Source organism: Xanthomonas sp. XNM01 (genome assembly GCF_014851915.1).
Taxonomy (GTDB): domain Bacteria; phylum Pseudomonadota; class Gammaproteobacteria; order Xanthomonadales; family Xanthomonadaceae; genus Pseudoxanthomonas.
The window spans coordinates 320,172-344,734 of sequence record NZ_JACVAP010000002.1 but is presented as its reverse complement, the minus strand read 5'-3'; the positions used below and the strand labels follow the sequence as shown (position 1 = coordinate 344,734).

Below are 24,563 nucleotides of genomic sequence, written 5' to 3'. Positions count from 1 at the left end.
TGCCCGAGATTAGCGGATCAGCGAGTCAGCCGCCCGAAGTCTCAATCAACCACAGGCGGCGCCGTCTTGTACGGATGATCCACCGGCAGCCGGTCGACCAGTCCCCACTTGTGCGCGATGTAGCCGGCGATCCGCTCGACGTCGTCATTCGTCAGCGCGCCGACACCGAACGCGTGCTCGACCAGGTCGCCCATGAAGTGGCCGCTCGTCGTGCCGTCCGCGTCCTTGCCGATCGCAAACGGCTGCTGATTGACGGCCTGCGAGGCTGCGGCGGTCATGCTCGTCAGGGCGCCCACCTCGTCCGCACCGCCGTTGACGTTGAGCACGGCCTGCGCCGAGGTGTACCGCACCCGCGCGAGGACGATCACCCAGTCCGTGCCGGCATGGGTGGCCGAGTAGATGTGCGAGTAGGAGTCCGTCACCTGGGAGCGGCCGCCCACCCCCGGGTAGTTGATCATGGCCCCGCCGGCGATGCGCGACGGCGCCATCAGGAAGCGCGCCAGGTTGCTCGATGTGTGGGTGATGCCGAACAGGTTGCGGGCGCTGGACGCCACGCTCGACGACCGGTACACCGCCAGCCCCCATGCCTCGCTGGCACCCGAGAGCAGCTGCACGGCAGGGCCGGACGCGGGGCCCAGCAGCCGATCGTCGCTGCCGTCGAAGCGCAGGCCACGCCGGCCATTGAGCAGATCCGGCACCAGCACCGGCCGGCGCGCGGCAACGGACTGCGCGGCGTGGTAGCCGTGCCCGCTGATGTCACCCCACTGGCTGACGCCGCCGGAATCCTCGGTGATCGGGCTGTCGTCGCTGAACCACAACTGCGGCGGGATCGACAGCGACGCCAGGGTCCACAGGGCACCGCCCACATCCAGCGTGTGCGAGTAGGCCTGCCACGAGGCCAGCCCGGCCCGCTGCGCGAGCAGCTCAAGGCGGTACCGCCCCTCCGCGGCCGGCGTCCAGGTCACGCTGCTGCCGGTCAGCCCCGCAGCGGTGTGCACCGGGGACGAGCTGCCGTCCGGATACACGTTGAGCGTGCAGCTCGCCCCGGCCTCGGCTGGGATCGCCGGCGCCATCCAGTCCACCAGCTGCTCGGCCTGCGTGATGCGGTTGCGGCTTGCCCAGGAGACAGCCACGGCGCCGAACAGCACGCTATCCGGGTACAGGGTCCCGTTGATCCTGACCGCCGCCGGCGGGTACGGCCGCGCAGGCCGCCCGCCGACGACCACGGTCGACTCCGGGGCCGACGCGGGATCCAGCACGTCGCTCCCGGTGCGGGTGAGCACACGGGCGCCGATGACGTCGCCGGTGGCGCGCTCCTCGGGGTCGATGGCGGTGTCCGCGTCGTAGAACCAGAGGCGCTCGCCGGCGGCATGCGCCTGCGGCACGGTGTCGCCGCAGCCGCGGGCGAGCGTCACTGCGCCGGTGACCAGGTCCAACGCGTCCACGCGCACCATCTCCGCGCCCCACAGCGCACCGCTACCGACCACCACCTCCGACAGCGCCGCCCCGCCGACCAGGGTGAACTCCGTGCGCAGCAGCCCGCCGTCGGGATCGTCAAGAGCGGAGGCCTCCACCACAAGCGCAGTCGGGCACCACGAGCCGGAGGTCGCCTCCTCCAGCTCGCCGGCGCCAACGCGCGTATGCAGCAGGTAGTCCATCGCCCCGGCCGGCCGCTGCGCCACCATGCCCACATAGCTGGCGGACGGTGCCAGGTACGCCAGGTCCGCCTCCGTCAGGATCTCGGTGAGGTCGCGGTATGGCAGCTCGAAGGCGGCCTGCGCGGGTGCTGGCAGCGCCGTGGTGGGTGTGGTCGGCGCAGTGCCCGGCTCGCCGATCACGTATGTGGTGTCCGGCATGCTGACCACATCCTGCACCGTGGTCAGCGCGATCGCGCCGGAGCGCAGCGTGCCGCGGCTGACGTCGCCCAGCACGACGACCATGTCGTTGATCGCGCGCTTGGGCAGTTGCAAACGCACCTTCTGCCCCGGCCGCACACGGTAGGCCACGCGGGTGACCTTCAGGCTGTGCCGCTTCAGCGGCGTGGCGCGCGCGTCCAGATTGCGCGCTGCCAGGCGCAGCGCCAGCGACTCGCTCAGTACCTCAGGGCACTCCAGCTTTTCGGCGTTGACCGACCCGAAGGACTGGATAGCGCCGAGCGCCTGCAGGGGGGCCGTTGCGCGGATCTCGTCCTTCAGCACGTCGGTCCAGCGCGCCGTCACCTGGTTCACCGCCTCGTCCAGCAAGCCTGGCTGCTCTTCGAACTCCAGCACATCGTCATCGGTGAGCACCAGGATGTCGTCGGGCACATCGCCACGGATGAGGTCCAGGTGCCACTCACCGGTGGTGGGGTCCGTGGACATCCGTGCACCCGCAAGGTCGCAGAGGCGCTGCTGGTACTGCTCGATGGTCTCGGCACCGGCGATGAACTCGGTGCCGATGCCGAACCCCTCGCCGTACAACCGATCGGCCGCAGCCCGCCAGTTTGCGTCATTGACGAGCGCGCGCGGCTCGCCATCCATCTCCCGCGCGGTGAGGCTGTCGTACAGCGCGTGCGCGATGTTCATGCCGAGCAGTGGCGCCCCGGTGAACGACAGGTCCACCACGTTGCCCGAGTCCGCGCCGGCGCTGATCTCCGCAAACGCCTTGACCACGACCTCCACGATGCCCACCGCACTGAAGGTGAACGAAACCGGATTGTTCTGGTTGCTGGTGATCGGGATGTTGGTCGGGTTGGACGAGCCGATCTCGACACCGTCAACCCACACCACACAACCGTTGTCCGCGCCGATGTTGAGGGTCAGGCCCAGCGCGTTGACGTGGATCTTTCGCCGCAGCCAGATGTTGGAGCGCATCGGCGACCAGGTGTCGGCGGTCGCGAACGGCAGCTCCCCGCCCTGCTGCCAGCCGCTGGTCGGCACGGTGAAGTCGTTCCAGCCGCTGTTCGGCTCGGCGAAGGTCTGGATCACATACTCCCAGCCGTCGCCGAGCATCTGCAGGTACGCGTCCACCACAGGCACTGCGGCCTTTTCCGGATACCAGCAGTCCTGCCCATCCCAGCCCTGCAGGATGCGCGAGACGAGAAACGCCGGCGCCTTCGGGTACGGGCTGTTGCCCCACCGCCCGCCGCGCCACGTGGCGTACGGCCGCCAGCGGTACGCGCTCTGCTCGGGCGCGATGTTGGCGGCCAGGTACGCGCTGGGGAGCTGGTCGGGGTTGCCGAATGCGACCTCGAAATCACCGACCATGCCGCCTTCGGCATCTTCGCCGCCCCAGAGGTTGGGCTTGTTGATGCTCACGATGCCGGAGCTGGTCAGCTGGCCGGTCCAGGCCTCCTTGTCTGCGGCGCGGATGGCCATCACGGCGTCCAGCACGCCGCGGCACAGGCCGAATTGGAAGAAGTGCGCGTAGTGGTGCCCGACCACCTGCCACTTCGTCTTCAGCTTCCAGCTCTTGCCCGCCTTCTTTTTGATCTCGGTCGTGCCGTTGGGCTTGAACGCCAACATGATCGGATCCTTGATCCACACCGGCCCGTAGATGCGACGAATGACCGCGCCATCTTCGACGATGGGGACCTCGACCTTCTGCGCCTCCGTCCCGCGGATCTTCGGGGCGAGCGCCAGGCTGATGAGGGCCGAGACGATGAACATGATCGCGTACACAGCCCACTGCGCGATCGCCTGATTCACCGGGATTCGCCCAGCCTCCACCGCCACGCCCACAGTCCACGACTGCCACAGCGACCAGCAGGCCACGCCACCGAACGCGAGGGTTGCAAGCAGCTGCGCAGCAACACCTGCGCGCGTGTCCATCCACCAGTAGCGCGCCCGCCACGATGCGACGTACCACAGGCGGCGCAGGCCGGTGCGCGGAAGATGAGTCATACGGCACGGGTCCCGTTGAAGGGCGACCTGCCGGGCATGGTCATGCAGCCGCCGTAGTTGTCGGTGTTGGCGCGGGCGGTGCACCCGGCCCAGTTGTGCGGGCAGCCCGGCCGGGCCACCACGTTGAGCGCCGCGGCCAGGTCGGACGCGCCGTAGTCCAGCGTGATCGTCAGGCCCGCCGCCGACTTGATGGTGCGCATTTCGACGATGCCGTCGGCGCGGGTCCACTCGATGTAGCCGCCGGGCCAAGCGATGCCGTCGGCGCGCTCGAACTCCGGTGCCGTCAGCGTCAGGCCATCCACGTCGGTCAGCGTCGCCGGCACGGCCCAGGCGGCCGGGTCCAGGTTGCACATGCCCTCGCCCTGCGAGTACACCGGCAGCTCGCACGGCCGGCTCCAGCGAGGCGCGCGGCCCACCCACCCGCCACGCGACATGCGCCCGGGCGCGCACACCAGCTCCAGCGAGGCGGCCTTGTACTTCGGCTGCGCCACGTGCCCGTGCCAGTTGGTCTGCACCTCGTCATCGCCGTGGTGCAGGCTCATGATGACCACGCGCACCTCGTCGGACGGCACGTACGGGCGCCAGTTGTCGCCCAGCGCCTGCGTGGCCGGCAGCACGTCGGCCAGCGGGTCCAGCGAGTACGGCAGCGTGATCGTGACGTTGTTCTTCGCGCGCTCCGCGGTGTCGCGGATCTCGCTGATGGTGATGGCCTCGGGCAGGTAGTCGTGTCCACCCGCGCTGATCGGCCGATCCGCGGTGCAGAAGCGCCAGGCCACACCCTGCCGCGCGAAGGTGACGAGCTGGATCGGCTTGCCGAACCAGCGGGAGAGTTCGCGCAGGTCAAAGGCCATCGCGCAGCCCCCGGAACGTCAGCTGCGTGCGGAGCACGCCCGAGGCCCACCAGCGCAGCATGTTGACGTCAGCCTCCTGCCGGCACGGCACGAGGAACGACACCATCGCCACATCGCCCGCGGCGAAGCCCGGCGACAGTCCGGCGGACAGCGTGAGCCGCTCCACGCTGTCGCTCAGCTGCGCCGCGCTGGTCACGCGCCGGTAGTGCACCGTTCCGTTGCGCAGCTGGATGCGGATGTCGCGCCGACCCTCGGCCAGCGGAGACTGCGACAGCCCGGACCAGCGCACGTCCAGCGCCACCGCGCCGTTGGCGACGCCGGCCACGGCCACCAGGTCGTGCGCCTGCCCCGGCACCCAGATGGGGCAGCGCCGGCCATCCAGCACGTACAGCAGGCTGCGCAGCGTTGCGGCGCGCTGCAGGCTCTCGGTCGTCAGCGCCTGGGTCAGCAGCGTGCGCGGCGCGCCCACCAGGTCCGCCACGTAGGGCAACGAGGTTTCGTTGTCGGCGGTGACCACGTCGCGGGCGTATTGCGCGCTCGGGTCCTCGGTCCAGTCCGGCTCCCACTCGAAGACCGGCAGCCCGCGGTACGTGGCCGCACCGGCATCGGCCGGCCAGTCCACCGGCTCGTCCGCGCGGAACTGCACGCTGTACGGCGCCGCGTCCGCCGTGAAGCGCGGCAGCAGCGGCGCGGCGTCCAGCCGGCACACCACCGCCGGGTAGATCTGCGTCCCCGCCGGCCACGCCTGGGCCGTCGGCGCGGCCAGCACCAGGCCGTCATCGGTGAGGCTGTCGATGGCGACCACCTCGCGTTCGCGCGGCGTGCGGCCGATCAACAGCGCCTTGCCGCCGGCCCGATAGTGCCGCCAGCGGGTGTCCACGGCGATGGCGGCAACGCCCGCCGCGAGGTCTGCCCACAGCGTGCCGCCCTCGGCCACCCACGGCACCTGCCACCGCCCGCTGCCATTGGCCGCCAGCAGGTTCTCCATGTGCCGGCGGTTGTCGGCCTGGTCCAGCCCATCGAAGCCCAGCACCACGCGCGGCGCGATGCGCAGGCCGCGGCGCTGCTCCGCGCCGTGGTCGGCGGCCTGCACGTCGGTGAGGAACTGCAGCTGCTCGGTGACGTCGCCGCCGGCGCCGAACGTCCAGGGAATCGGGTCGCTCACCGGGTCAGGCTCTCCCAGTTGTTGCGCACGTGGGTAACCACCATGCCCTCGCCGGCAGCACCGGCCATTGCATTCGCAAGCTGGTCCTCGCCGAACGCGATGATCGGCTGGCGGTACTCCACCTTCCCCGTGGACGCGTTGAGCTGGGCACGCAGCGCGGCCTCCTGCTCCTCGGTGCGGATGGTCTCGCCCCGCTCCAGGACGGACACCACTTCGTTGTGCTTCAGCGGCTCCATGCCGGCGATGCCGCCGCCGTGGTAGCGCGGGGCGGCGCCCAGCAACAGCGGCGAGATGTTGCGGCGGATGCCGCCGACGGCACCGGCGACGCCGCCGGAGTGGTTCTGGCCGACGCCCATCGTCGCGGCGACCATGCGGCCGGCACCGGGATACAGCGCATCGAGCAGCTTCAGCACCGCGATGGTGGCGAGCGCCCGGGCCGCGATCTGCGCCATCGACTGGGCGAACCCGCGCACGAAATCCTTGAGCGCTTCGCCCGCGCTCTTGGAACCATTGGCGATATCGGTGAAGAAGGTGGTCAGCGCATTGATGCCGGCATCCGCGGTCTGGTTGCGCAGGACGTCCATCGACGAGGCGACCTCGTAGATCTTCGCCGTGAGCTGGCTGATGAACTGCGCCACGCCGGCCGCCTCGGGGCTGTCGGGACTCAGCGTTGCGAGGAAGTCCAGCGACTGCTGCCGCAACGCCAGCAGCTGGGTCAGCGTGTCACCTCGCACGGTCTGCAGCTGGCGCTCACCCTCCGCCGCACCGAGCAGCCCGGCTGTGACCTGCGCGGACATGCCCTGTTCCGCAGCCTGCAGGCCCGCGGTCGCCTGGCTGAAATCGGCCTGCAGCTGATCCAGCCGCGCCTTGGCAAGCTCGATAGGCACCAGCTGGTTCACCAGCGCCTGGCCGGCTTCGCGCGCCCCCGCCGGCAGGGACTGCAGCAGCTGTTCGAACTCGCCCTTGAGTTCTATGGTGCGCGCACCGACGGTATCGCCCTGCGCCTCCAGCAGCCGGGCGCGCAGCTGGTCCAGCTGGCGGTTGAGCTGCGCCTCGGCCTGGGCCTGCTCGCGGGCTGTACGCGGGCCAATCTCTGCCCGGTCACGCTGCAGCTTGACGATCTCGGTCAGCGCCTTGCTCTGCTGGTCACTGCTCTTCGCGACACGGGCCTCTTCCTTCGCGGCGGTGATGGCGTTGTCGATCGAGGCCAGCTCCAACCGCTCCTTCTCGGCGTAGTACTCGCGCAGCGAGACCTTGCCATCGGCCAGCAGGATCTCCAACGCGGCGAGCTGGCGGCGCAGTGCGTCCTCGGCCAGGTCCGACGCCTGGGCGACGCCCTTGACCGCCTCGCCCAGACTCTTTGTTTCCTCGGTGGCGCCCTCCAGCGTCTGCAGGCTGACTTCCATGGCGGCCTCGACCATCAGCCCCTGCAGCTGCTTGGTCCAATCCGCGAGGTGCTGTGCCGCCTGATCCACCTGGTTCTGGGCGTCGAGCACGCCGGTACCCTCGGCCGCCGTCACCCCCGCGAGCTGGCTGGCGCGGCGGCCACTGGCCGACGACTGCCGCGACTGTGCCTCGGCCAGCCGGGCGCGGCGCTCTTCCAGCACGGACCGGGCCGCCGCCAGCGTCGCCAGGGCCTGCTCGCGCTTGGCTCGGGCATCGGCCAGCGCCGCCTCGCGGCTCTGCTTGGCCATGTCCTTGTTGTCCCGCATGGCGCGGGTGTGCTCCTCCGCGGCCCGGGCGGCCTGCGTGGAGCGCTGGTACAAGGCATAGATGGCCGCTGTGAGGGCGGCAATGGCAATGCCGATTGGTCCACCCAGCAACGCGAGTGCGGCACGCAGACTGCCGGCCGCAGCCACCGAGGCCAGCAGCTGCGCCCGCAGCGCCGCGAACTGGGCGATCAGCGCCGGGATCGATGCCGCACCCGCCGCCAGCAGCCGGGTACCCAGAAACACGATGAGGACGTCCAGGTGGCGCACGACGAACGCCACGGCCTCGCCGAGGCGCGTGAGGTAACCGACACCGTCCTGCGCCATCCAGCGGGCGAACGCCGTGGTCAGCTGCAGCACCTGGTTGGCGAGGTTGCCGAAGCCTTCGCGCACCGCCGGCTGCTGGAGTGCGATCGCCAGGCTGTTGAGCGCGCTGACGAGGGCGCTGGCACCCGATCCGCCATTGCCATCCAGCAGCTCCACCATCGCGTTCTGCACTGCTTTCAGCGCGCCCGGCAAGGTGTTGCGGGCCGCGGCAGCCGCACCCGCGTACGACTCTTCCATGACGCCCATCACGATGGCCTGCGCCTCGGCCAGCTTGCCGGTGCGCTCCAGCTCCTTCAGGAGCTTCTTCTGCTCCTCGGTGAACCTGAAACCCTGCTTGGTCAGCGAGGCGACACCCTCGGCCGGGTACTCCAGCGCCTTGCCCACCGCCTCTGCGCTGCTGGTCAGGTCCTGCCCGAGGCGCACGGACTGGTCGATGGCCAGCTGCAGGGCGCGGGGGAACTCGTTGGCCGCGATGCCGCTGTAGCTCAGCAGCCGCGTCTGTGCGTCCACGATCTCGCCGGCACTGAAGCTGGTGGCTTTGGCGAACCGCTCGGACATGCCGACCAGGTCCGCCTCGGTCAGCCCGGCGGCTTCCTGCGTGCTCTTCAGTGCGGCCTGCAGCTGGGCCAACTCTGCCTGCGCCTGCCCGGTCTCGGCCACGATGCCGCGCACCAGCGCTCCGGCCGAGAGGCCGGCGAACAGGCCGCCCACCAGCGCCTTGACCCGCTGCAACCCGGACTCCAGGCCGTCGGTGACGCCGGTCAACTCGCGCGCCGCGTCCTGCTTGAGCTTGTGCAGATCACCGCGCAGCAGGCCGAGCCCCTGCTTGATGTCGGCCAGGTCGGCAGAGATGCGGACGCGCAGGTTGGCGGGATTATTCATCGAGCTTCCGGAGGTAGGACTTGAACGTGGACTTGTCGAACTGCGCGGCGCGCAGGTTCACGGCCTGGTCGCGCAGGTGGCGGCGGCGCGATCGCTCGGCCGCCGCGGTGTACAGCCGCACCTGCTGGAACGTGTAGCCGCGGATGTCGCTCAGTGCGTGGCCGCGCTCGATGAGGAGCTGGATGGTGTCGGCCCAGCCCCAGTCGCCTGCGCCGTTCGCCTTGCCTGCAGCAGGGGCACCAGGCGCTGGGCGAAAAAATCCCGGTTGACCTGCACCAGCACCAGCACCAGGTCGACGAACTCGCCGATATCGCCGCCGGCAACCCAGGCCGCGTCGCGCTCGATTGCCAGACCCACGGCCTTGAACAGGGTCTCGCCGTGGGCGTCGATCAGGTCCAGGGCGAGATCCACCGTGCTGCCGTCGGCCGCATCCGGCACCGCCTCCAGCGACAGCACCCGGTCGATCACCGGGCGCGCCAGCCGCACGATGGCCGGCACGGCACCGACGGTCAGCGGCCGCACCTCCAGCTGCTCGCCGCGGTACTGGACCGCGGCGGGCGCCGGCTCGATCACGTCGAGCGCGTCGGACATCAGGCCTCCTCCTGCCAGTAGAAGTAGGCGCTGTTGTCGGCGCTGGTGCGCTTGGCCGCATCGGACGTGATGGAGCCGGTGACCTCGCCGCCGCCGTACTCGTCGCCGAGCAGGCCCAGCTGCTGGATCACGCCGCCGGACACCTTGTGCGCCACCAGCCGCACCTTCTTGCCGCTGCGCGCTTCGTTGCTGCCGAAAAACTGCATCTCGTAGAACTGCGCGGCTGTGACCGCGCCTTCGACGTGGCCGATGGCGCCGTGGGCGTACGTCACCTCGATATTGGCAGTGCCGCCGGTCGCATTGGGGATGGCGCTGCCCGCCGGGATGTAGATCATCCCGCGGTCGAGGATGTAGTCGGTGCCGGCGACGTAGGCGCTGCCGGCGCCGACCGGGTCCACCGAGGTGATCGCCGAGGCCAGGTACTTCAGCGGGACGTAGCTGCCTTTGACCGCCGCATGCGGCTCGTCGGTCACCGTGCCGGCCACGACGTTGGTGACCTTGCCGCGGGTGGCACGGGCGAAGTTGGGGGCGTTGAAGTCGTGGAAGGTGTACGCCAGCTGCCAGTCGCTGACGCGGTCCACCTTGTTCTGGATACCGCCGCCGGGATTCTTGTAGTCCGGCAGGCTCAGCTCGTTGGTCTGCGGCGACACACTGAAGGCCGAGCAGTTGCCGATCTCGGCGAACGGCTCGATGGAGCCCCACGGGCGGATCAGGATGATGCCGCTGCCCAGGTAGCTGTGATCGGGGGCGAAGGACATAGGGTTTTCCTCGTCGGTGATGCCGCTGGGCGGCGGTTACTGGATCGGGATGTTGGAGATGTAGGTCAGGCCGACGCCGACCCAGCGGTCGGTGCTGGCGCCGACGATGGGCTCGGCGCTCTGGTACTGCGGCACGCTGTAGCCCTGCGGGTAGCGGTAGGCCTGGTCTGCCATGGCGCGCTCGATGTCGCCGGTGATCTGGTCGATGACCTCGCGGGCGACATGCAGGCGGGCCGGTACGTGGGCGACGATGCGAACCGTGGTGAGCCGGTGCGTGCGGGACACCGCCGGCTCGGTCGGCCGCGCCTGCGACGCCCACACCACGGCGATGAATGCGGCATCGCCCTCCAGCGCGGGCGCCGGCTCCAGCGTGACGCCGGCGCCGGCATTGGTCTGGTAGCCATCTGCGGTGCGGATGCGGCTTAGGCAGTCGGAAACGGCGCCGAGCAGCACTTCACGCGGGCTCGGCATGCTGCACCTCCCAGCGCGTGATGGACTCGTCCTCGCGCACCAGCTTCACCAGGTCGTACATCTCACCGGGCTGGGGCTGGCCGAGTGCATCCAGCAGCTGCACGGTGCCGAACTGCACGGCCGACACCTCCGCTTTCTGCAGCGTGATCAGCGTCCGCGGCACCGCCACGGGCGCCAGCTCATCGCCGAAGTCCTGCACGCTGCGGTCCACGAGCACTCCGCAGCGCACCGGCAGCGTGCCGGGCGCAGCCTGCGCCGGCAGGTAGTGGGCGGCATCGGCCAGGCCAGCAGTCGCGAAGGCCGCGAACGCCGACGCGTCGAACGCCCGCAGGAAGTCGGCCTGGCTCATCGGCGCCCCCGGTACTTGCTGGACTCCAGCGCCTTCTGCAGCTCGCGATTGAAGTGGAACGGCATCAGCCGGTTCCACGTGCGTTCGGCCAGGCCGAAGATGTCGAAGCGCGGTTTGTACGTCGCGTTCCGCACGAAGATCAGGATGCTGCGGATCCGGCTGGTGACGCCGATGGCGCGGCGCGCCGCGTCGCCCGCCGCCATCTCCATGCGCTCATAGATACCGGGCAGCAGGTTGCCGCGCTTCTGCTGCAGGGCGAAGACGTCGTGGCCACCACGGCGGCGACGGCGCTTGCGGCTCACCTCGGTCTCGTTCTGGTACTTGTCGTTGCGCGCGCCGAGCTGCGACAGGATCTGGTTGATCTGCCGCGCCTTGACGTTGCCGAACGCGTCCAGCTCGGCACCTTTGCCCGGCACCGTGAAGGTACCGGGCGGCATGGCACCCTTCGACTGCAGCAGCAGCTCGAAGCCCTTCTTGCGCCGCTCGCCACCCTGCACCTGGGCCAGCAGATACTTGGCCGGCGGCGTGCCGCCCACCGCTTCGTCGCGCAGCTTGATGGTGGCGTAGTGGCGGGTCTTGGTCGCCTTCTGGTACTGCGCGGCGCGCACGGTCATCGGCACCGGCCGGTCGAACACGCGCGGCGCCGTACGCGCCCACACATCGCGGATCTCCACTGCGGTCGCGTTGCACGCCTGCATGATCGCGAAGGGAAGCTGCTCGCGCTCGAGGTCGCTGAACTTGCGGCCCAGCATGTTGTCGGCGTCGACGTCGATCTTGACCAGGCTCACGGCGTGACCTCGCTGCCCTGCATCTCGCCGATGGCCTTGAGCTTGCCGTTGGCGCGCTCCAGTGCCGCGCGGCGCTTCGCGGCCACGTCGAAACACTGGTTGATGGGGCCTTCCGCGATGGGCTCCGCCGTGGTCAGGCTGCGCGGCACTGGCACGTACACGCGACGCTCGACGATGACCGCCTCGGGCGTGACGGCAACGCCGGGATCCGGCTGCTCGGGCTTGCGCCCGCAGCTGCCGAAGGCGCACAGCGACAGCGCGGCCAACGCGATGATCAGTACCCGGAGAACGCGGGACATACGGCCTCCACATGCATGAGCGCCTGGGCGCAGTGGGTCTGCTTGACCTGGACGGCATAGCGATCCATGAAGGTCTTGAGGACGTGGTCGGCATCGGCCGCGCGCGCGTCGGCAGCAGCAACGGCCTGATCCGCCTGGCGCCGCACGGTGACCACCTGCGCCTGCGCGCGGCGCAGCTCCGCCTGCAGCGCGCCGACGGTGCTGGCGTACCCGGCGTTGGCGGCCTGCAGCTCACGGACGCGGGTGCGGTTGGCCTGGTCGGAGGCATTGGCGGACGCGGCGGCGGCGGCCTGCACGGACAGATCCGCAGCAGCCGTGGTGTGGTCGATCCACCAGCCGGTGGCGGTGGCCACCAGTGCGGCGAACAGGCCGCCGGCGACGTAGAGCAGCGGCTTGACGGTGAGTTTGGAGACCAGACTCATCGCGCACGCTCCACCAGCACGGCTTCCGACTCACGTCGGCCGCACAGCCCAGCCTCCAGGTTGGTGCCGCGCCACAGCCGGCACTGCAGCCGCAGCTGCGCCGCAACGCACGGGAGGTCGCCGCCGGGAATGCAGACATCCCGGATGTGCCGCTTCTCGGCGTTGCGGCTGCCGACCATGCTGCCGCCGCGGTTGTAGGTGTTGCCGACCAGCGCGCCGCGCGCATCTGCCGGCAGACCGCGCACGGCATCGCCGTAGGCGCGCACCGTGCTGCGGTGATAGACGGGCAGCGACACGTCGCTGAAGACCTGCTCGGCGATGCCGATCGGCACGACGATGTCGCGGTACTGCGGCAGCACGGCGCGCGCGGCCGTGCCCGTGATGCCGGCCGTGCGCGCCAGACGATCCACCTGCGGATGCGCGGCCCAGTCGGCAGTGATGGTGCGCGCCGCCTGGTGGCCGCCGTCGTAGCCGATGCCCCAGGTGATGCCACTGGCGCCCCCCGGCCAGATGGGCCACTGCAGCCGGCGCGTGTAGTGCGCCGCGCTGGTGACCTCCCAGCGGACGATATGGGCCACCGCCGCCGGCGAGACGAGGGCGCTCTCGTCTGCGACCGGCAGCGGCACCACGGCCTGCACGACATCGCGCACCGCCACGATGGCGGGTGCGGCGCGCTGGGCCGTCGCGGACTGCGCGCGCTCGATCACCGCGTCCGCGCGCACGGTGGCCGGTGCCGGCGTCGTCTCGACGAGCGGCGGGTTTGCCACTGCGGGCGCCTGCACACAGGCGGCCAGCAGCAGCGCAAGGAAAGAGGTGACGGCGCGCATGTGCATCACCGCGCCGGCCAGAAGAAGGCCAGCGACAGCGCCAGGCACGCCAGCGTCTCGGCCCGGTCTTTCAGCAGCAGCCAGCGGGCGTTGGCATCGCCGGACAGCACGCGGGCCTGCAGGTCGACCTCCAGCGGCCGGTCGATGTCGTGCAGGTACACGCGCTTGATGGCCCAGCTGCAGGCCAGCCAGGCGGCGGCGTAGGCGCACAGCGCCGGCAGCTCGGCCAGCCAGGCCAGCGCATCGGGGCCGACGCGCACGATGGCGCCCAGCACCACATAGCCGACGACGGCCAGCACGACGCACAGCGGCAGCCACAGCGTGAACTCCTGCGACTGGTAGAAGAAGGCGCGGATGCGCGCCCACGCAGAGGCAATGATGGTCATGGTGTTTTCGTGGCCCGTTCGAGGCGCTCGACCCGCTTGTCCAGCTCTTCAAGCCGGCGCACTGCGATGAGGTCGAACCGCGTGTTGAGGTCGCGCACATCGGACGCGACGGAGGACAGCTGCTCGGCCTGCTTGGCCGAGCGGGCGGATTCGTCGGCCTGCTTCTGCTCGATGGCCGACAGCTGCCGTTGGCCGAGGAACGCGATCAGACCGAGCAGCACCGGCGTGATCAGCTGCACCACGAAGCGTGCAAGCGTGTTCTCGGCGGCATCCTTCATCTTCATCTGCTCAGCCATCGCCCCTGCTCGATCGGTGGGTGGAGGATTCGCCGCCGCACGCGCCACTCGGGCATCTGCGTGCGGCGGCGGCCTGTTACGCGGTGACGGTGCCGCGGCCCGGGGTGAGCTTGACCAGCAGCTCCAGCGTGCCGTTGGCGTAGGCACCGAGCGCCACACCGAAGCCGGTGACATCGCCGGCAGCCGGCGAGGCGACGATCACGCGGCTGGCACTGACGTCCCAGATGAGATCGGCACGGCCATCGGCCACCACGGCGGTGTTGAGCTTGGACAGCGCGAACACGCCCTCGATCGCCAGCGCGATGGTGTCGCCCGCCTTGCCGCCGGTGACCGCGATGCCCACCAGCGAGCCCTTGACGATGACGTCGCCGCTGGCGCAGTCCGCAGCCAGCACGTGGTCGATGACGCGGCCGTCCTGGTATTGGTTTTTCATGGGTGTTCTCCAGTAATGCGAGGGGGTGAAGCGGACACGCGCGAAGGGGGCGCCGGCACGCGGCGCCCGCTCGCGTTACTGGCCCGGGTTCTTGTAGATGCCGCGGTAGTCGGCGATGGCCGGCGCCGCATCCAGGCGCACCTTCCAGGCCACGCCGTCGACGGTGAAGCCCTCTTCCTGCTCCAGGTAGGGGGTCTGGTTGCCGTCCAGGTAACCGATGACGATGCCGTCGACGAACGCCGGGTTGGCGATGCCATACCAGGCGGTGGCGCTGACGTCGTCCAGCCGGCCGTCGTCGATCACGTCGAACGTGTTGCGCACGATGTTCGGCGCGGTCAGGTTCTTGCCGCCGCTGACCTCGGTCTGGCTCTCACGCACAGTGCGGGCCAGGCCGCCGAGTGCCAGCGGCGTCAGCAGCGACTTCATCGGCACGCGGATGCGGTGCCCATCAGCGTCGCGCTGATTGCCCATGGCCACACGCATGGCATCCACGCTGGTGGTGCTGATCGCAGCGGCCGTCAGCAGGTTCCGGTGCTCGGCGCTGAACAGCGCGTGGCCGTCCGCCAGCACCGGGTTGCTGTTGATCAGGTCGAACACCGCCTTGGCGATGGTGCGGCGGGCGGCCTGGCCCAGCTTGCGCGGCACCTCGTTGAAGATGCCCAGGTCGTCGTTGATGATGGCCTGGCGGGTGATCGAGAACAGGCGGCCGTAGGTGACGATCTTCATCGCCTGCGACTGCTCACTGAAGGTGCCGTACTTGAACTCGCCACCTTCTGGCACGACCAGCAGATCAGAGAACGCGCCCAGGCCGACGAGGTTGGTCGGCTTGAAGTCCGGCACGCTCACCGGGCGGGTGAACTGGTCGATCTGCTCCTCGGCCTCCTCGTAACCCCGCATCACCGAACGCCGCGCCGCGTCGCCCAGCAGCGCCGGGAAGTCCGACGAGGAGTGGGTGAACGACAGGCCGACGATCTCGCGGCGATCCATGCCGCGCACGTTGACGCCGGCCTGCACCAGCGACTCGCGCGCCAGCTCCGCCATGGTCATGCCGCGGTACGGATTGCCCGCATCCAGCTGGGCCATGCCGGCACGCGCCTCGATGGCGTTGCCCATGGCCGTGCGCGTCTGGTCGCGCTGGTCGGGACCAGCCACCACCACGTGGCCACCGCCATTGAGCGGGCCGGCTCCGTTGGCCAGCAGGGCGAGGATGTGGCGGCCGACGTTGTCGGCGGTGACGTTGGCGTCCGCGGCGGCAATCACGCCCTCGACGTACGCGCGCACCTCGGCGTTGGCCATGTGCGGCTGGGCCAGCGCCTGGATATCCGCGTTGCGGGTGCGCAGGCCAGCCAGCGCGGCCTGGACCGCGGCTGCAGCATCGCCACCGACGGCAACGACCGGAGCAGGCGCTGGATTCGGAGCGGGTGCGGGCGCTGGGGCCGGCGTGGGTGCGGAGGGCGCCGGGGGCGGCGCGGCGTTCGCATGGACATTCGCGAGGATGCGAAGGTACTGCTGTTGCATGGTGGGATCCTCAATGTGGGCCACGAGGGCCGTCTGGGTGACCTCGGGGAGCGAGGAAAAGACGCTCGGCGTCAGCGACGCGGCGATCTGGCCGCGCAGCTGCTTGGCGAACGGGTTGGGCGCGACCTGGACGGCAGCGAGGTAGCTGGTGAGCGCCACCGCACGGGCGGACTCGCTGGGCTGCACCGCGGCATCGGCGATGGTGTCGGCGAAGCCGAACTCCACGGCCTGCGCCCCGGTGTACCAGTGGTCGGCGCCGTCGGTGAGCAGCTGCATCACCTCGTCGCGCTTGCCGGTCTTTGCGGCGTACGCCTCCACCATGGCGTTGGCGTGGGTATCCAGCGCCTCGGCGAACTGGCGGAACGCGGCTGCGTTGCCGGCGGCGATGGTGTGCGGCGCATGCACCATCAGCAGCGAGGTGGCGTACATGACGACCTCATCGCCGGCCATGGCGATGAGCGAGGCGATCGACGCGGCCTGCCCGTCGATGTAGACCACCTTGCGCGCCTTGTGCTGCTTGAGCGCGTTGTAGATGGCGATGCCATCGGCGGCGACGCCACCGCCACTGTTGATGCGGACGTGGATGGTGCCGGCGGTGATGCCGCCGATCTGCTCGGCCAGCGCGGATGGCGACACCGAATCGCACCACAGGCTGTCGCCGATGGTGCCGTAGATCATGACCTCGGCACTGGCATCGGCACGTGCTTCGATCCGCAGCAGGCACGGGCCGAGGGAGTCGTGGCCGGCATCCGCCCGGATGGCGGCGATGGCGGCTGTCAGTCGGTGGGGACGCATGGTCACTCGCTCCTCAACATGTCGCTGACCACGGCCGCGCGCATGGATGCGCGGGCCGGATCGGCGGTGGCGGGTTCCGCCGGCGTGAGAGCCTGGCGCTGCTCGCGCCAGTCCTCGGTCTGGGTGATGACGTCGGTGGGGTTGTTGCCGTACTGCAGCGTGTTCTGCTGCGGGGACACCCAGCCGCGGTCCTCGGCCTCGCCGCGGGCGTAGGCCTCCTTCAGCGGGTCGATCCACGGCATCACGGGGCGCACGTAGGTGCTGGCCGCCAGGTGTCGCAGGGTCCAGCCGCGCGGCAGGCGTACCTTGCCGGCCAGTACCGCCGCCTCGACGAACCGCATGCGCTGCGGGCGCACGCACAGCGCGATGAAGCGCTCGGCCAGCGTCAGGTAGGCGCCCCACTTCTCGACCAGCTCCTGTCGCTGCGCCGAATAGGTGCCGTTGTAGTCCAGCGACAGGCTGCTGTAGCTGACACCGATGCCGCCAGCCGCCGCACGCAATTGCTCTTTGCGCCACGTGGCGGCATTCGGGTTCGGCCGGTCGCTGCCCAGGCTCTCGATGGACTCGCCCGGCATCAGGTCATCGAAGATCGCGCCGGGCGTGAGGCGCAGCTCACGAATGGGCCGGCCGTTTTCGATCAGCGCGGTGCCGCCCAGGCCGTCGCCGGCGCCGTAGGCCTCGCCCGCGCCCTTTTTGATCTGGAAGGTGAGCGAGGCCGCGACCTTCGCCGCGATGCGCTCGGACTCTTCATAGTCCTTGACGTCCTCGAAGCGCGACATGGCCGATGCGAACACGCTGAGGCCGCGCACCTGATGCAGGCGCGTCAGGTTGGCGATGATGTGCATGACATCGGCGCCGACCCGCTTGGTTTCCGCGTTCCAGCCGAGCGGGTCGCCCGGGTGCTGCTTGTACACGTGGAACGCGACGGGCCGACCCCACGCGTTGCGCTCCACGCCCTGCAGGATGTTGCGCGCGGCGTCGGTCAGCTCCAGCGGCACCAGGTCGGACTCGACCATCTCGAAGCTGTAGGGCACGGACGTGCCGTGCTCCAGATACGCCACGGGGCCGATGAGGTCCTGGTAGAAGGCGTCCCCATCGCGAAACCAGCTGCGCGCGAGCAGCTGCTGGCAGGCGCCATAGTCGTGCATGCGTGTGACTTCCGGCGCATCCCACCAGGCGTCCCACAGGTCATCAAGCTGCAGGGCCAGATCGCGGTTGATGGGCTGACCGGGAAGCCGCGGTGCCGAAAGCACGTCGATGCCGGCGCCGACGGTGTTCTGCACCAGCACGTTGAGCGCGTTGGTCGCCAGATCGAGGTCGCGATCCAGGTGCCGCGCCTGGTCGCGCAGCTGCCGGGCGTCCATGCCAGCGATGGCGTTGCCGCTGCCCCAGTCCCGCGCCAGCTTGCGGCTACGCGACGGGCGCGTGACCTCGTGAGCCCGCGCCATGATGCTGATCTGCTCGTCGCGCTGGGCGACCTTGCGCTCCAGCACGGCGACTTCCCCGGCACGCTGGGCGGACACGGCACGATGCGCGCGGTCCTGCGCGATCGCGGCATCGAGGCGAGTGCGGGCGGTCGATGCGCTGGCCATCAGGTCGTGCCGCCGAAGTCAGCGGTGGCGAAGCGGGCACGCCCGCGGTTGGCCTCGGCCTGCACCTGCGACTGCCACTCGCGCCGGCCGGCGCGGATCTCCGCCAGATCGGCGCGGGTGAGCTGCCTTTCACCGATGCGGACGCTCTGCCCCTGAAGCACCGCGGCTTCCGCGGTGGTGTAGAGATCGAGCATTTGCTGTGCCGTGGCCATGTGCATATGGTCCCGGCTTCGCTGTCCACGATCTAAACAAAACCGTGGACAACGCCCCTCGCAAACTACTGATTCACAAGGGACAGAAAATTATTTTGTCTCTGATTTCATTGAAACCGTGGACAGTGGCTCATTCGCCGCGCTTTTCGGCAGCCCACCAGGGAAGATCTGGTGCAGCTTCGACCGGCTGATGTCGAACGCGCGCATGACGCGTTTCACCGATTCGCCGCGCTCCAGCGCCTCCCGGATGAGCGCTACTGGATACTCGCGGGCAGGCGCCGGGAAGTAGGGTTGCTCGCCAGCGAAGCATCGCAGGATGGAGTCCACGAAGGGCTGCGCCATCCGCTCGCTGACGCCAACATCGCGCATCAAGGCTTCGGTGATCTTGTCGCGCAGCTGGGCACGCTGATCCTTCGCCATCAGAGCCCCCAGCCATCGCGGGTGGCGAGGCCACGCGGCCGACTGCCGACGGAACGTGTTCCACGGGAATCGGATTCGGCCACCGGTGCGACCGGTGCAGCAGGTGTTCCACGGGAATCGGCGACCGCCGGATCACCCACCTGCGCCTCCAGCCTGGCCGCCAGCGCATCCCAGTCCGCCCTGGTGTACCGGTGCAGCCGCACCTCAGGATGGTGCGTCGCCGCGTACGCGTAGATCCAGCCGTCCAGCGGCTCGTTGCGGGTGACCTTCTTCTCGAACCGGTTCTTGACCGGGTTGTAGACCTCGGACACCAGGCCGGGGAAGAACTCAGGCGGCAGTTGGTCGCTGAAGTGGACCAGGCGCGCATCGGGCTGGCGCTCTGCGTCGGCGGACAGCCGGCTATACAGGTAGTGCTTCGCCGCCACGGTGCCCACGTGGTAGATGGTGATGCCGCGCTTGTCGGTGCGGCCGCGCCACGTCACGTCGACCAGCTTGCCCTTGGACAGGATGGGCGCGTTGTTGGGCACGGCACCGAAGATGCACATGGGCCGGGTGATGAGGCGCTGGCGCACGTAGTGCTTCACCGCCTCGGTGCGGTGGCCGCCGGCATCGATCGCCACGGCCAGGGGCCGCAGCAGCACGCCGTCGTCGCGCTCGATGGGGCGGTTGAGCAGGTCGGTCAGCGCCAGCCACACCGCCTCCTCGGCCGGGTCGCCGGGCAACTCGACGTAGTCCAGCGTCCAGGCCGCCATGCCCCTGCCCCACCCGATGATGTGGACGGCCAAGCGGTTGTCCTGCGTGTCCACGCCGACGGTGATGGCCAGCACGCCGAGCGGCGCATGGCGAAGCCGGTACGGCTCGGCCCGGTCGGCCACCACGTTGTGCTTCACCGCCCGCATCGACGGGTCTTCCCAGGTCTCGGCCAGGCGATCGTTGATGAAGGTCTTGAGCGAGGCCGGATCGTTCTGGGCGTCCAGCCACTCGCGCGCGAGATCGGCCCAGCGCGGGCCCAAGCCGAACTGGTAGTACAGGCAGTTGATGGTGTAGCTGCGCGACTCCGCGTCCGGGTTGGCCGGCACCCAGCGGCCGGCGGCGATCATGTCGGTCTTGTGGTGCTCCTCGATGGCCACGCCGCATTCGCTGCAGGCGTACCAGGCATGCTTGGCATCCGGCGACCACACCAGCCCGCTCCACTGCAGCGCCTGGAAGTGGCCGCAGTGCGGGCACGGCACGTGGTAGCGACGCTGGTCGCCCTTCTCGAACAGCTTGGCGATACGGCTGAGCCCGGCGATACCCGGGGTGCTGATGTACAGGCGCTTGTACGTGGTGGGGAAGGCGGAGGTACGGCCGTCCAGCATCTTGACCGGGTCGTCGCCGGTGGACAGCTGGGCCGGCGCCTCGTCGATCTCGTCCACGCCCAAGTACTTCACCGTGGTGGACTTGAGGCGCTGCGGGCTGCCCATGTGCTCCACGTAGATCTGTCCGCCGGCGAAGTCCTTGAAGGCGCGCTGGTTGGCGCTGTCTCGGCTGGCGGTGCTGCTGAGCGCGCGGCGCACGGCCGGGCACACCTCGATCATCGGGTTGAGCTTCTGGTTGATCCACTTGTTGAACGAGGCTTCGCCAGGCAGCGCGTACATGATCGGCGCGGGTGCGTAGTCCATCCAGTAGGCGATGGCATTGGTGGCCAGCTGGCTCTTGCCGAACTGGATGGGGAACATGCACGACTGGTCACGCACCGGGCTGCGCGCGGACATGTTGTCCATCGGCTCGCGCAGGGGCGGGTTGTTGTCGGTGACCCAGCGGCCAGGCTTGCTGCTGCCCTTGCTGGACAGGCGCATGTGCTCGTCGCACCACTGCGAAACGCTCAGCGGCTTGCGCGGCTGCAGCGCCCGCGCCAGGACGTTGGTGATGGCGTAGGCGGCATTCATGCGCGGCCACCTGCCGGCAGCGGCCCGGCGTAGTGGGTGATGGGCACGATGCGCAGGATCTCGCGCCAGACGGTCTGCCCGGCCTGGGCGTACAGCACCATCGGCTTGGTGCTGTAGCCGAAGCACAGGTACCAGCCAGCGGCCGGCGTGGGCTCCGATGCGGGCTGCACTTGCAGGTCGATGCGTGGCAGCGGACGGTTCACGCGTGCACCTCTTCACCGCGCGCCGCCGCGCGGAAGCCGCGGCTCAGCTCCTCCAATGCGTGGGTGATCTCGTCCATCAGCAGCTGCCGCACCTTGGTCTCGTCGCTGGTGGCGGCCAACTGCGGGGCCAGGGTGTCGGGGATGCGTTCCAGCGCGGTGCGCAGCGCGGTAGCGGCTTCGGACACGGCCTGCTCCACGCCGGACCGCGGCAGCAACTCGCCCAGCTCGCGCGCCAGTTCCAGGCGGGCCAGCTCGGCGTCCGTCTCGGCCCGGTCCGCCAGCGCCTTCGCACGACGCTTGGCGTCGGTGCTGGGCAGCTCGCCGGGCGCACGCGGTTCGTCGGCTGCGTCGCCCATGTCCTCCGCGTCGTCAGGCTCAGCCCCAGCCAACGGCGCCCCGCGCCCCGCGGCGTGTCGCGCGGAGACGCCGGCGCGCGACGGGTCCTTAGTCTCTTCGTACAGCGCCAGGGAGGCGGCCTTGAGGTAGCCCTTGCCGCCATCGGCCAGCACCAGCCTGCCCTTGCGCTTCAGCTCCACGACATACGAGGGCTTGCAGCCGATGATGGCCGCCAACTGTGCACCGCTCACGACGACGTCGCCGCTCGTCATACCGACAGCCCCTCCTCTTCCATTCCTTTCGAGACCGTTGAGGTCAGAGAAATCACGCGCGCGCGACCATGTGCGGGATGTGCGGCCTTGTGTGCGGGAGCGAGAAGGGGCGAAACCCGCGCCTCTGCTCGCTTGTGCGGGATGTGCGGGATGTGCGGGCACTCATACGCGCGGGATTCGCCACGCACGCAGAGGGGAATGCCGGCCTGACCACGCGCGCCCGCACGCCCGCATGGGCGCGGGTGGCCGCACATCCCGCACACGCCTTGCGTCGCAAGGCTTTGCGCCCGCACATGTGCCCGCACACCATCCCGCACATCCCGCACATCGGCAGGCGCAGTCATGCCCGCCCCCTGTATTCCTGTACCGCCACGCGGAAGCGGACCGTTTCCTCGCCCAGCCAGGCCGCCTCCCCCTTGTCCTCGGGCGGTGTCGCATTGCCCAGCATCAGAAAGCCGTGCGGCCCGTGCGTGGTCTGCTCGATCTGGTAGCGCTTGCGCGACTTCTCTGGATGCGGGATGCCCCGCTTTCGCACCAGCGCGTTGACGAACTTTGGCGCCGGCGCCGGCGTCTTGACGCCCTCGCGGCCGCACCAGATGCGGTAGACCTCGTACCACTCCTTCGACGGCGCCGGCAGCGGCTTGAGGCCGGGAATGTCCTGGTTGTACAGCTCGTCGAGGAAACGCTGCGGGCTGTCCTGGCTGAGGTTGATGAGCTCGGCCTTGGCCGCGGTCATGGGCGGGTATGTGCCGTTGGTGAAGTCGCCCAGGTCCAGCCGGAGCAGGTAGTGGTGCAGCGCCGCCGTGCCGCCGTCGCGGATCTCGGCCAGCACCTCTTGATAGAACCCGGCCGCCAGCTTCTCAGGCGTCCAGATCACGGCGTGGCGGCGGTCGTCCTCTTCCAGCACCAGCGGCATGGCTTCGTTGGAGAGGAATACGAAGTTGGCGTGGTTGTCCTCTTCGTAGGCCTGGATGTTCTTCGGGTTGATGCGGATGCGGTCGCCGGTGACCAGCGCCTTGAGCTTGTTCTTGAGGTGGTACACCTCGGTGCGCGCGACCACTTCGTCGGCGAGCAGGAACAGCTTGCGGCTTGCCCAGTCGTTGAACTTGTCCTCCAGCGCGGCCTGGTCGAGCACCCGGCCGTAGTCGCCGTAGAGCTTCAGGTACTCGTCGAAGAACATGTTCTTGCCGGTGCCTTGCGGGCCGTGGATCACGATGGCCGACTTCATCTTGGCGCCGGGGTGCTGCAGCGGGTACGCCAGCCACTTGATCACCCACTCGTACAGCGCCCGTTGCCCGGCCTCCTCGCCGCACATGTGCCAGAGCAGCGCGAGCAGCTTGTCGCAGCTGCCCTCCTTCGGCACCGTCGGCCAGCCGGCGTAGAGGTTGCAGGTGACGCCCGGCTTGCTGCACGACGGATCGAAGTCCACCTCGCGCACGCGCACGATGCCGCGCTGGTCGCTCTCCATCCACGCCCGATGCAGCTCTTTGCGCACGCAGGCATCGCGCATGTCGCCCAGCGCGACCAGCTGGTGTTCCTGCCGGTCGAACACCGTGCCGCCCTGCCCGTACACCAGCACGAAGCGCTTGAGCAGCTCGTTGAGGTTGTCGATGGGCTTGAGCTGGGCCGGCCCCTCGCCCCCGGTGGTGGGCGATGAAGGCGCGCGGTTTTCGGTCGGCGCACGCCACGAAAGCTCCGTGATGCGGGCCTCGATCTGGCGCCGCACCGCATGCAGGCCCTCGGCCGCGTGCAGGTCGTTGAAGTCGCTGATCTTGGCGCCGCGGTCGATGAAGCGCTGGCGCCGGCCGGCCTCGTCGGCGAAGACCGGCAGCACCGTGGCGCCATGGACGTCGAGCGCAGCGGCATCAGCGCCGAGCAGGCCGGCGTTCTCCGCCTTGTGCTCTTCGCCGCAGGTCGGGCAGAGCTTCGGGTCATCGGCCAGAACCAGGCGCGCCCTGCACGCCCGACACTTCTGCAGCACATCGTCGTCGCCGGTGATCAGGATCTTGATGCCGCGGTAGCGCTTCGCCAGCGCGGCGGCGACGGGCAGCAGGTTGCCGGCATCGAACGCCACGGCCACCGGGTAGCCCGTGGCCATGTGCAGCGTGGCCGCCGTCGCGTAGCCCTCGGCGATCAGCAAGATCCATTGCGGCGTGCCGCCGATCAGGTGGAAGTGGCCCTTCTTCGCCACGCCCGCCGGCCAGAACTCCTTCGCTGGCTTGCGTGCGGCCTCGGCCTGCTTGGCGCTGCGGAGCAGCTGCAGGCCGTGGATGGCGCCGTTGACGTCCAGCAGCGGCACGATCGCCACGCCACTCTTGCCGTAGCGCAGCCCGAAGCCCTGCACACCCTTGCCGGCCAGGTAGTCGGCGTCGGCTTCCGGCAGCGCCTTGGCCCACGTCTTCTCGGCGACGTCCGCCGCGCGCTTGGCTTCGGCCCGACGCGCCGCCTCGGCCTTCTTCCGGTCTTCGGCCAGGCGCCGCTTGAGCGCCTCGCGCTGCTCCGCGCTGAAGTCGCTGTCGCGCTTGCGCAACTCGACCTTCATGGCGCCGTTGTCGTTGCCGCGCCAGACGCCGTAGGTGCCGACGATCAGGACATCGCCACCGCTCGCCTGCAGTTCGTGCAGCACGTACCAGCCGCGGCGCTCGCGGTCGCCGCCGATCTTGCAGCGGACCATCTTGCCGCTGGTGTCGAGGGTGTCGAGGATCAGGCCAGCATCGCGCAGCTGTCCCAGGACGTCATCGTAGTTCGCAGGCATTCAGTAACTTCCCGCCGCGCTATCTACCGAACGAACGGGGTCCGAATTACCCGCGACAGGCCCTGCCAGGGAGGACCCAAACCCCGGACCGTTCAGG

Annotated in this window: 24 protein-coding genes; all 24 read right to left on the bottom strand. The window is 69.6% G+C overall.

Annotated elements, in window-relative coordinates; all coding sequences use genetic code 11:
• Positions 1-41: 41 nt before the first annotated feature.
• Positions 42-3,881 carry a phage tail protein gene (locus IB242_RS09250; protein WP_192278406.1) on the bottom strand — a complete coding sequence of 1,280 codons (3,840 nt, stop codon included), beginning with the start codon at positions 3,879-3,881 and terminating at the stop codon, positions 42-44.
• Positions 3,878-4,732: a phage BR0599 family protein gene (locus IB242_RS09245; RefSeq protein ID WP_192278404.1), complete on the bottom strand. Its 855-nt coding sequence runs from the start codon at positions 4,730-4,732 to the stop codon at positions 3,878-3,880. The genes IB242_RS09250 and IB242_RS09245 overlap by 4 nt, the downstream gene beginning before the upstream one ends.
• The gene (locus IB242_RS09240; protein ID WP_192278403.1) at positions 4,722-5,897 is read right to left on the bottom strand and encodes a hypothetical protein; all 1,176 of its coding nucleotides are present in this window, start codon (positions 5,895-5,897) and stop codon (positions 4,722-4,724) included. The genes IB242_RS09245 and IB242_RS09240 overlap by 11 nt, the downstream gene beginning before the upstream one ends.
• A complete protein-coding gene (locus tag IB242_RS09235) occupies positions 5,894-8,815 on the bottom strand; it encodes a phage tail length tape measure family protein (protein ID WP_192278401.1) in 2,922 nt (973 codons plus the stop codon). The genes IB242_RS09240 and IB242_RS09235 overlap by 4 nt, the downstream gene beginning before the upstream one ends.
• Positions 8,808-8,936 (bottom strand): hypothetical protein, encoded by a 129-nt coding sequence (locus tag IB242_RS20655; RefSeq protein ID WP_255523459.1) that lies wholly within the window; start codon positions 8,934-8,936, stop codon positions 8,808-8,810. Before IB242_RS20655 ends, IB242_RS09235 begins: the two co-directional genes overlap by 8 nt.
• A 29-nt stretch (positions 8,937-8,965) precedes the next feature.
• The gene (locus IB242_RS09230) at positions 8,966-9,406 is read right to left on the bottom strand and encodes a hypothetical protein (protein WP_192278399.1); all 441 of its coding nucleotides are present in this window, start codon (positions 9,404-9,406) and stop codon (positions 8,966-8,968) included.
• Positions 9,406-10,164 (bottom strand): hypothetical protein, encoded by a 759-nt coding sequence (locus tag IB242_RS09225; protein WP_192278397.1) that lies wholly within the window; start codon positions 10,162-10,164, stop codon positions 9,406-9,408. Before IB242_RS09225 ends, IB242_RS09230 begins: the two co-directional genes overlap by 1 nt.
• Before the next feature lie 36 nt (positions 10,165-10,200).
• Positions 10,201-10,635: a hypothetical protein gene (locus tag IB242_RS09220; RefSeq protein ID WP_192278395.1), complete on the bottom strand. Its 435-nt coding sequence runs from the start codon at positions 10,633-10,635 to the stop codon at positions 10,201-10,203.
• Positions 10,619-10,984 (bottom strand): hypothetical protein, encoded by a 366-nt coding sequence (locus IB242_RS09215; RefSeq protein ID WP_192278393.1) that lies wholly within the window; start codon positions 10,982-10,984, stop codon positions 10,619-10,621. Before IB242_RS09215 ends, IB242_RS09220 begins: the two co-directional genes overlap by 17 nt.
• Entirely contained in the window at positions 10,981-11,772 is a 792-nt protein-coding gene (locus IB242_RS09210; RefSeq protein WP_192278391.1) for a hypothetical protein, read from the bottom strand. Before IB242_RS09210 ends, IB242_RS09215 begins: the two co-directional genes overlap by 4 nt.
• Complete coding sequence (locus IB242_RS09205) at positions 11,769-12,038, bottom strand: hypothetical protein (RefSeq protein ID WP_192278389.1); 270 nt, start codon at positions 12,036-12,038, stop codon at positions 11,769-11,771. Before IB242_RS09205 ends, IB242_RS09210 begins: the two co-directional genes overlap by 4 nt.
• Before the next feature lie 8 nt (positions 12,039-12,046).
• Positions 12,047-12,493, bottom strand: a complete 447-nt coding sequence (locus IB242_RS09200) for a hypothetical protein (protein ID WP_192278387.1) — start codon at positions 12,491-12,493, stop codon at positions 12,047-12,049.
• Positions 12,490-13,320 (bottom strand): hypothetical protein, encoded by an 831-nt coding sequence (locus IB242_RS09195; protein ID WP_225540370.1) that lies wholly within the window; start codon positions 13,318-13,320, stop codon positions 12,490-12,492. Before IB242_RS09195 ends, IB242_RS09200 begins: the two co-directional genes overlap by 4 nt.
• A gap of 5 nt (positions 13,321-13,325) precedes the next feature.
• Complete coding sequence (locus IB242_RS09190; RefSeq protein WP_192278385.1) at positions 13,326-13,706, bottom strand: hypothetical protein; 381 nt, start codon at positions 13,704-13,706, stop codon at positions 13,326-13,328.
• Positions 13,703-14,002: a hypothetical protein gene (locus tag IB242_RS09185; protein WP_192278383.1), complete on the bottom strand. Its 300-nt coding sequence runs from the start codon at positions 14,000-14,002 to the stop codon at positions 13,703-13,705. Before IB242_RS09185 ends, IB242_RS09190 begins: the two co-directional genes overlap by 4 nt.
• Positions 14,003-14,078: 76 nt before the next feature.
• A complete protein-coding gene (locus IB242_RS09180; protein WP_192278380.1) occupies positions 14,079-14,435 on the bottom strand; it encodes a capsid cement protein in 357 nt (118 codons plus the stop codon).
• A gap of 75 nt (positions 14,436-14,510) precedes the next feature.
• Positions 14,511-16,748, bottom strand: coding sequence for a ClpP-like prohead protease/major capsid protein fusion protein (locus IB242_RS09175; protein ID WP_192278378.1), 2,238 nt, complete (start codon positions 16,746-16,748; stop codon positions 14,511-14,513).
• 2 nt (positions 16,749-16,750) lie between these two features.
• The gene (locus IB242_RS09170) at positions 16,751-18,271 is read right to left on the bottom strand and encodes a phage portal protein (RefSeq protein ID WP_343237115.1); all 1,521 of its coding nucleotides are present in this window, start codon (positions 18,269-18,271) and stop codon (positions 16,751-16,753) included.
• Between the two features lie 68 nt (positions 18,272-18,339).
• Positions 18,340-18,552, bottom strand: a complete 213-nt coding sequence (locus tag IB242_RS09165; RefSeq protein ID WP_192278374.1) for a primosomal replication protein PriB/PriC domain protein — start codon at positions 18,550-18,552, stop codon at positions 18,340-18,342.
• A 90-nt stretch (positions 18,553-18,642) separates the two neighbouring features.
• Positions 18,643-18,972, bottom strand: a complete 330-nt coding sequence (locus IB242_RS09160) for a hypothetical protein (protein ID WP_192278372.1) — start codon at positions 18,970-18,972, stop codon at positions 18,643-18,645.
• Positions 18,972-20,900, bottom strand: a complete 1,929-nt coding sequence (locus IB242_RS09155; protein WP_192278370.1) for a phage terminase large subunit family protein — start codon at positions 20,898-20,900, stop codon at positions 18,972-18,974. The genes IB242_RS09160 and IB242_RS09155 overlap by 1 nt, the downstream gene beginning before the upstream one ends.
• Positions 20,897-21,103, bottom strand: coding sequence for a hypothetical protein (locus tag IB242_RS09150; protein WP_343237114.1), 207 nt, complete (start codon positions 21,101-21,103; stop codon positions 20,897-20,899). The genes IB242_RS09155 and IB242_RS09150 overlap by 4 nt, the downstream gene beginning before the upstream one ends.
• Positions 21,100-21,711: a DUF1441 family protein gene (locus IB242_RS09145; RefSeq protein ID WP_192278368.1), complete on the bottom strand. Its 612-nt coding sequence runs from the start codon at positions 21,709-21,711 to the stop codon at positions 21,100-21,102. The genes IB242_RS09150 and IB242_RS09145 overlap by 4 nt, the downstream gene beginning before the upstream one ends.
• Before the next feature lie 340 nt (positions 21,712-22,051).
• Entirely contained in the window at positions 22,052-24,466 is a 2,415-nt protein-coding gene (locus IB242_RS09140) for a DUF5906 domain-containing protein (protein WP_192278367.1), read from the bottom strand.
• Positions 24,467-24,563: the final 97 nt, after the last annotated feature.

Bases quoted from the DNA above. Each gene is read 5' to 3' on its own strand.
- IB242_RS09140 (WP_192278367.1), bottom strand. From the start codon at position 24,466: ATGCCTGCGAACTACGATGACGTCCTGGGACAGCTGCGCGATGCTGGC.
- IB242_RS09245 (WP_192278404.1), bottom strand. From the start codon at position 4,732: ATGGCCTTTGACCTGCGCGAACTCTCCCGCTGGTTCGGCAAGCCGATC.
- IB242_RS09215 (WP_192278393.1), bottom strand. From the start codon at position 10,984: ATGAGCCAGGCCGACTTCCTGCGGGCGTTCGACGCGTCGGCGTTCGCG.
- IB242_RS09235 (WP_192278401.1), bottom strand. From the start codon at position 8,815: ATGAATAATCCCGCCAACCTGCGCGTCCGCATCTCTGCCGACCTGGCC.
- IB242_RS09190 (WP_192278385.1), bottom strand. From the start codon at position 13,706: ATGACCATCATTGCCTCTGCGTGGGCGCGCATCCGCGCCTTCTTCTAC.
- IB242_RS09220 (WP_192278395.1), bottom strand. From the start codon at position 10,635: ATGCCGAGCCCGCGTGAAGTGCTGCTCGGCGCCGTTTCCGACTGCCTA.
- IB242_RS09165 (WP_192278374.1), bottom strand. From the start codon at position 18,552: ATGGCCACGGCACAGCAAATGCTCGATCTCTACACCACCGCGGAAGCC.
- IB242_RS09155 (WP_192278370.1), bottom strand. From the start codon at position 20,900: ATGAATGCCGCCTACGCCATCACCAACGTCCTGGCGCGGGCGCTGCAG.
- IB242_RS09175 (WP_192278378.1), bottom strand. From the start codon at position 16,748: ATGCGTCCCCACCGACTGACAGCCGCCATCGCCGCCATCCGGGCGGAT.
- IB242_RS09200 (WP_192278387.1), bottom strand. From the start codon at position 12,493: ATGAGTCTGGTCTCCAAACTCACCGTCAAGCCGCTGCTCTACGTCGCC.
- IB242_RS09250 (WP_192278406.1), bottom strand. From the start codon at position 3,881: ATGACTCATCTTCCGCGCACCGGCCTGCGCCGCCTGTGGTACGTCGCA.
- IB242_RS09180 (WP_192278380.1), bottom strand. From the start codon at position 14,435: ATGAAAAACCAATACCAGGACGGCCGCGTCATCGACCACGTGCTGGCT.
- IB242_RS09145 (WP_192278368.1), bottom strand. From the start codon at position 21,711: ATGACGAGCGGCGACGTCGTCGTGAGCGGTGCACAGTTGGCGGCCATC.
- IB242_RS09225 (WP_192278397.1), bottom strand. From the start codon at position 10,164: ATGTCCTTCGCCCCCGATCACAGCTACCTGGGCAGCGGCATCATCCTG.
- IB242_RS09230 (WP_192278399.1), bottom strand. From the start codon at position 9,406: ATGTCCGACGCGCTCGACGTGATCGAGCCGGCGCCCGCCGCGGTCCAG.
- IB242_RS09185 (WP_192278383.1), bottom strand. From the start codon at position 14,002: ATGGCTGAGCAGATGAAGATGAAGGATGCCGCCGAGAACACGCTTGCA.
- IB242_RS09160 (WP_192278372.1), bottom strand. From the start codon at position 18,972: ATGGCGAAGGATCAGCGTGCCCAGCTGCGCGACAAGATCACCGAAGCC.
- IB242_RS09195 (WP_225540370.1), bottom strand. From the start codon at position 13,320: ATGCGCGCCGTCACCTCTTTCCTTGCGCTGCTGCTGGCCGCCTGTGTG.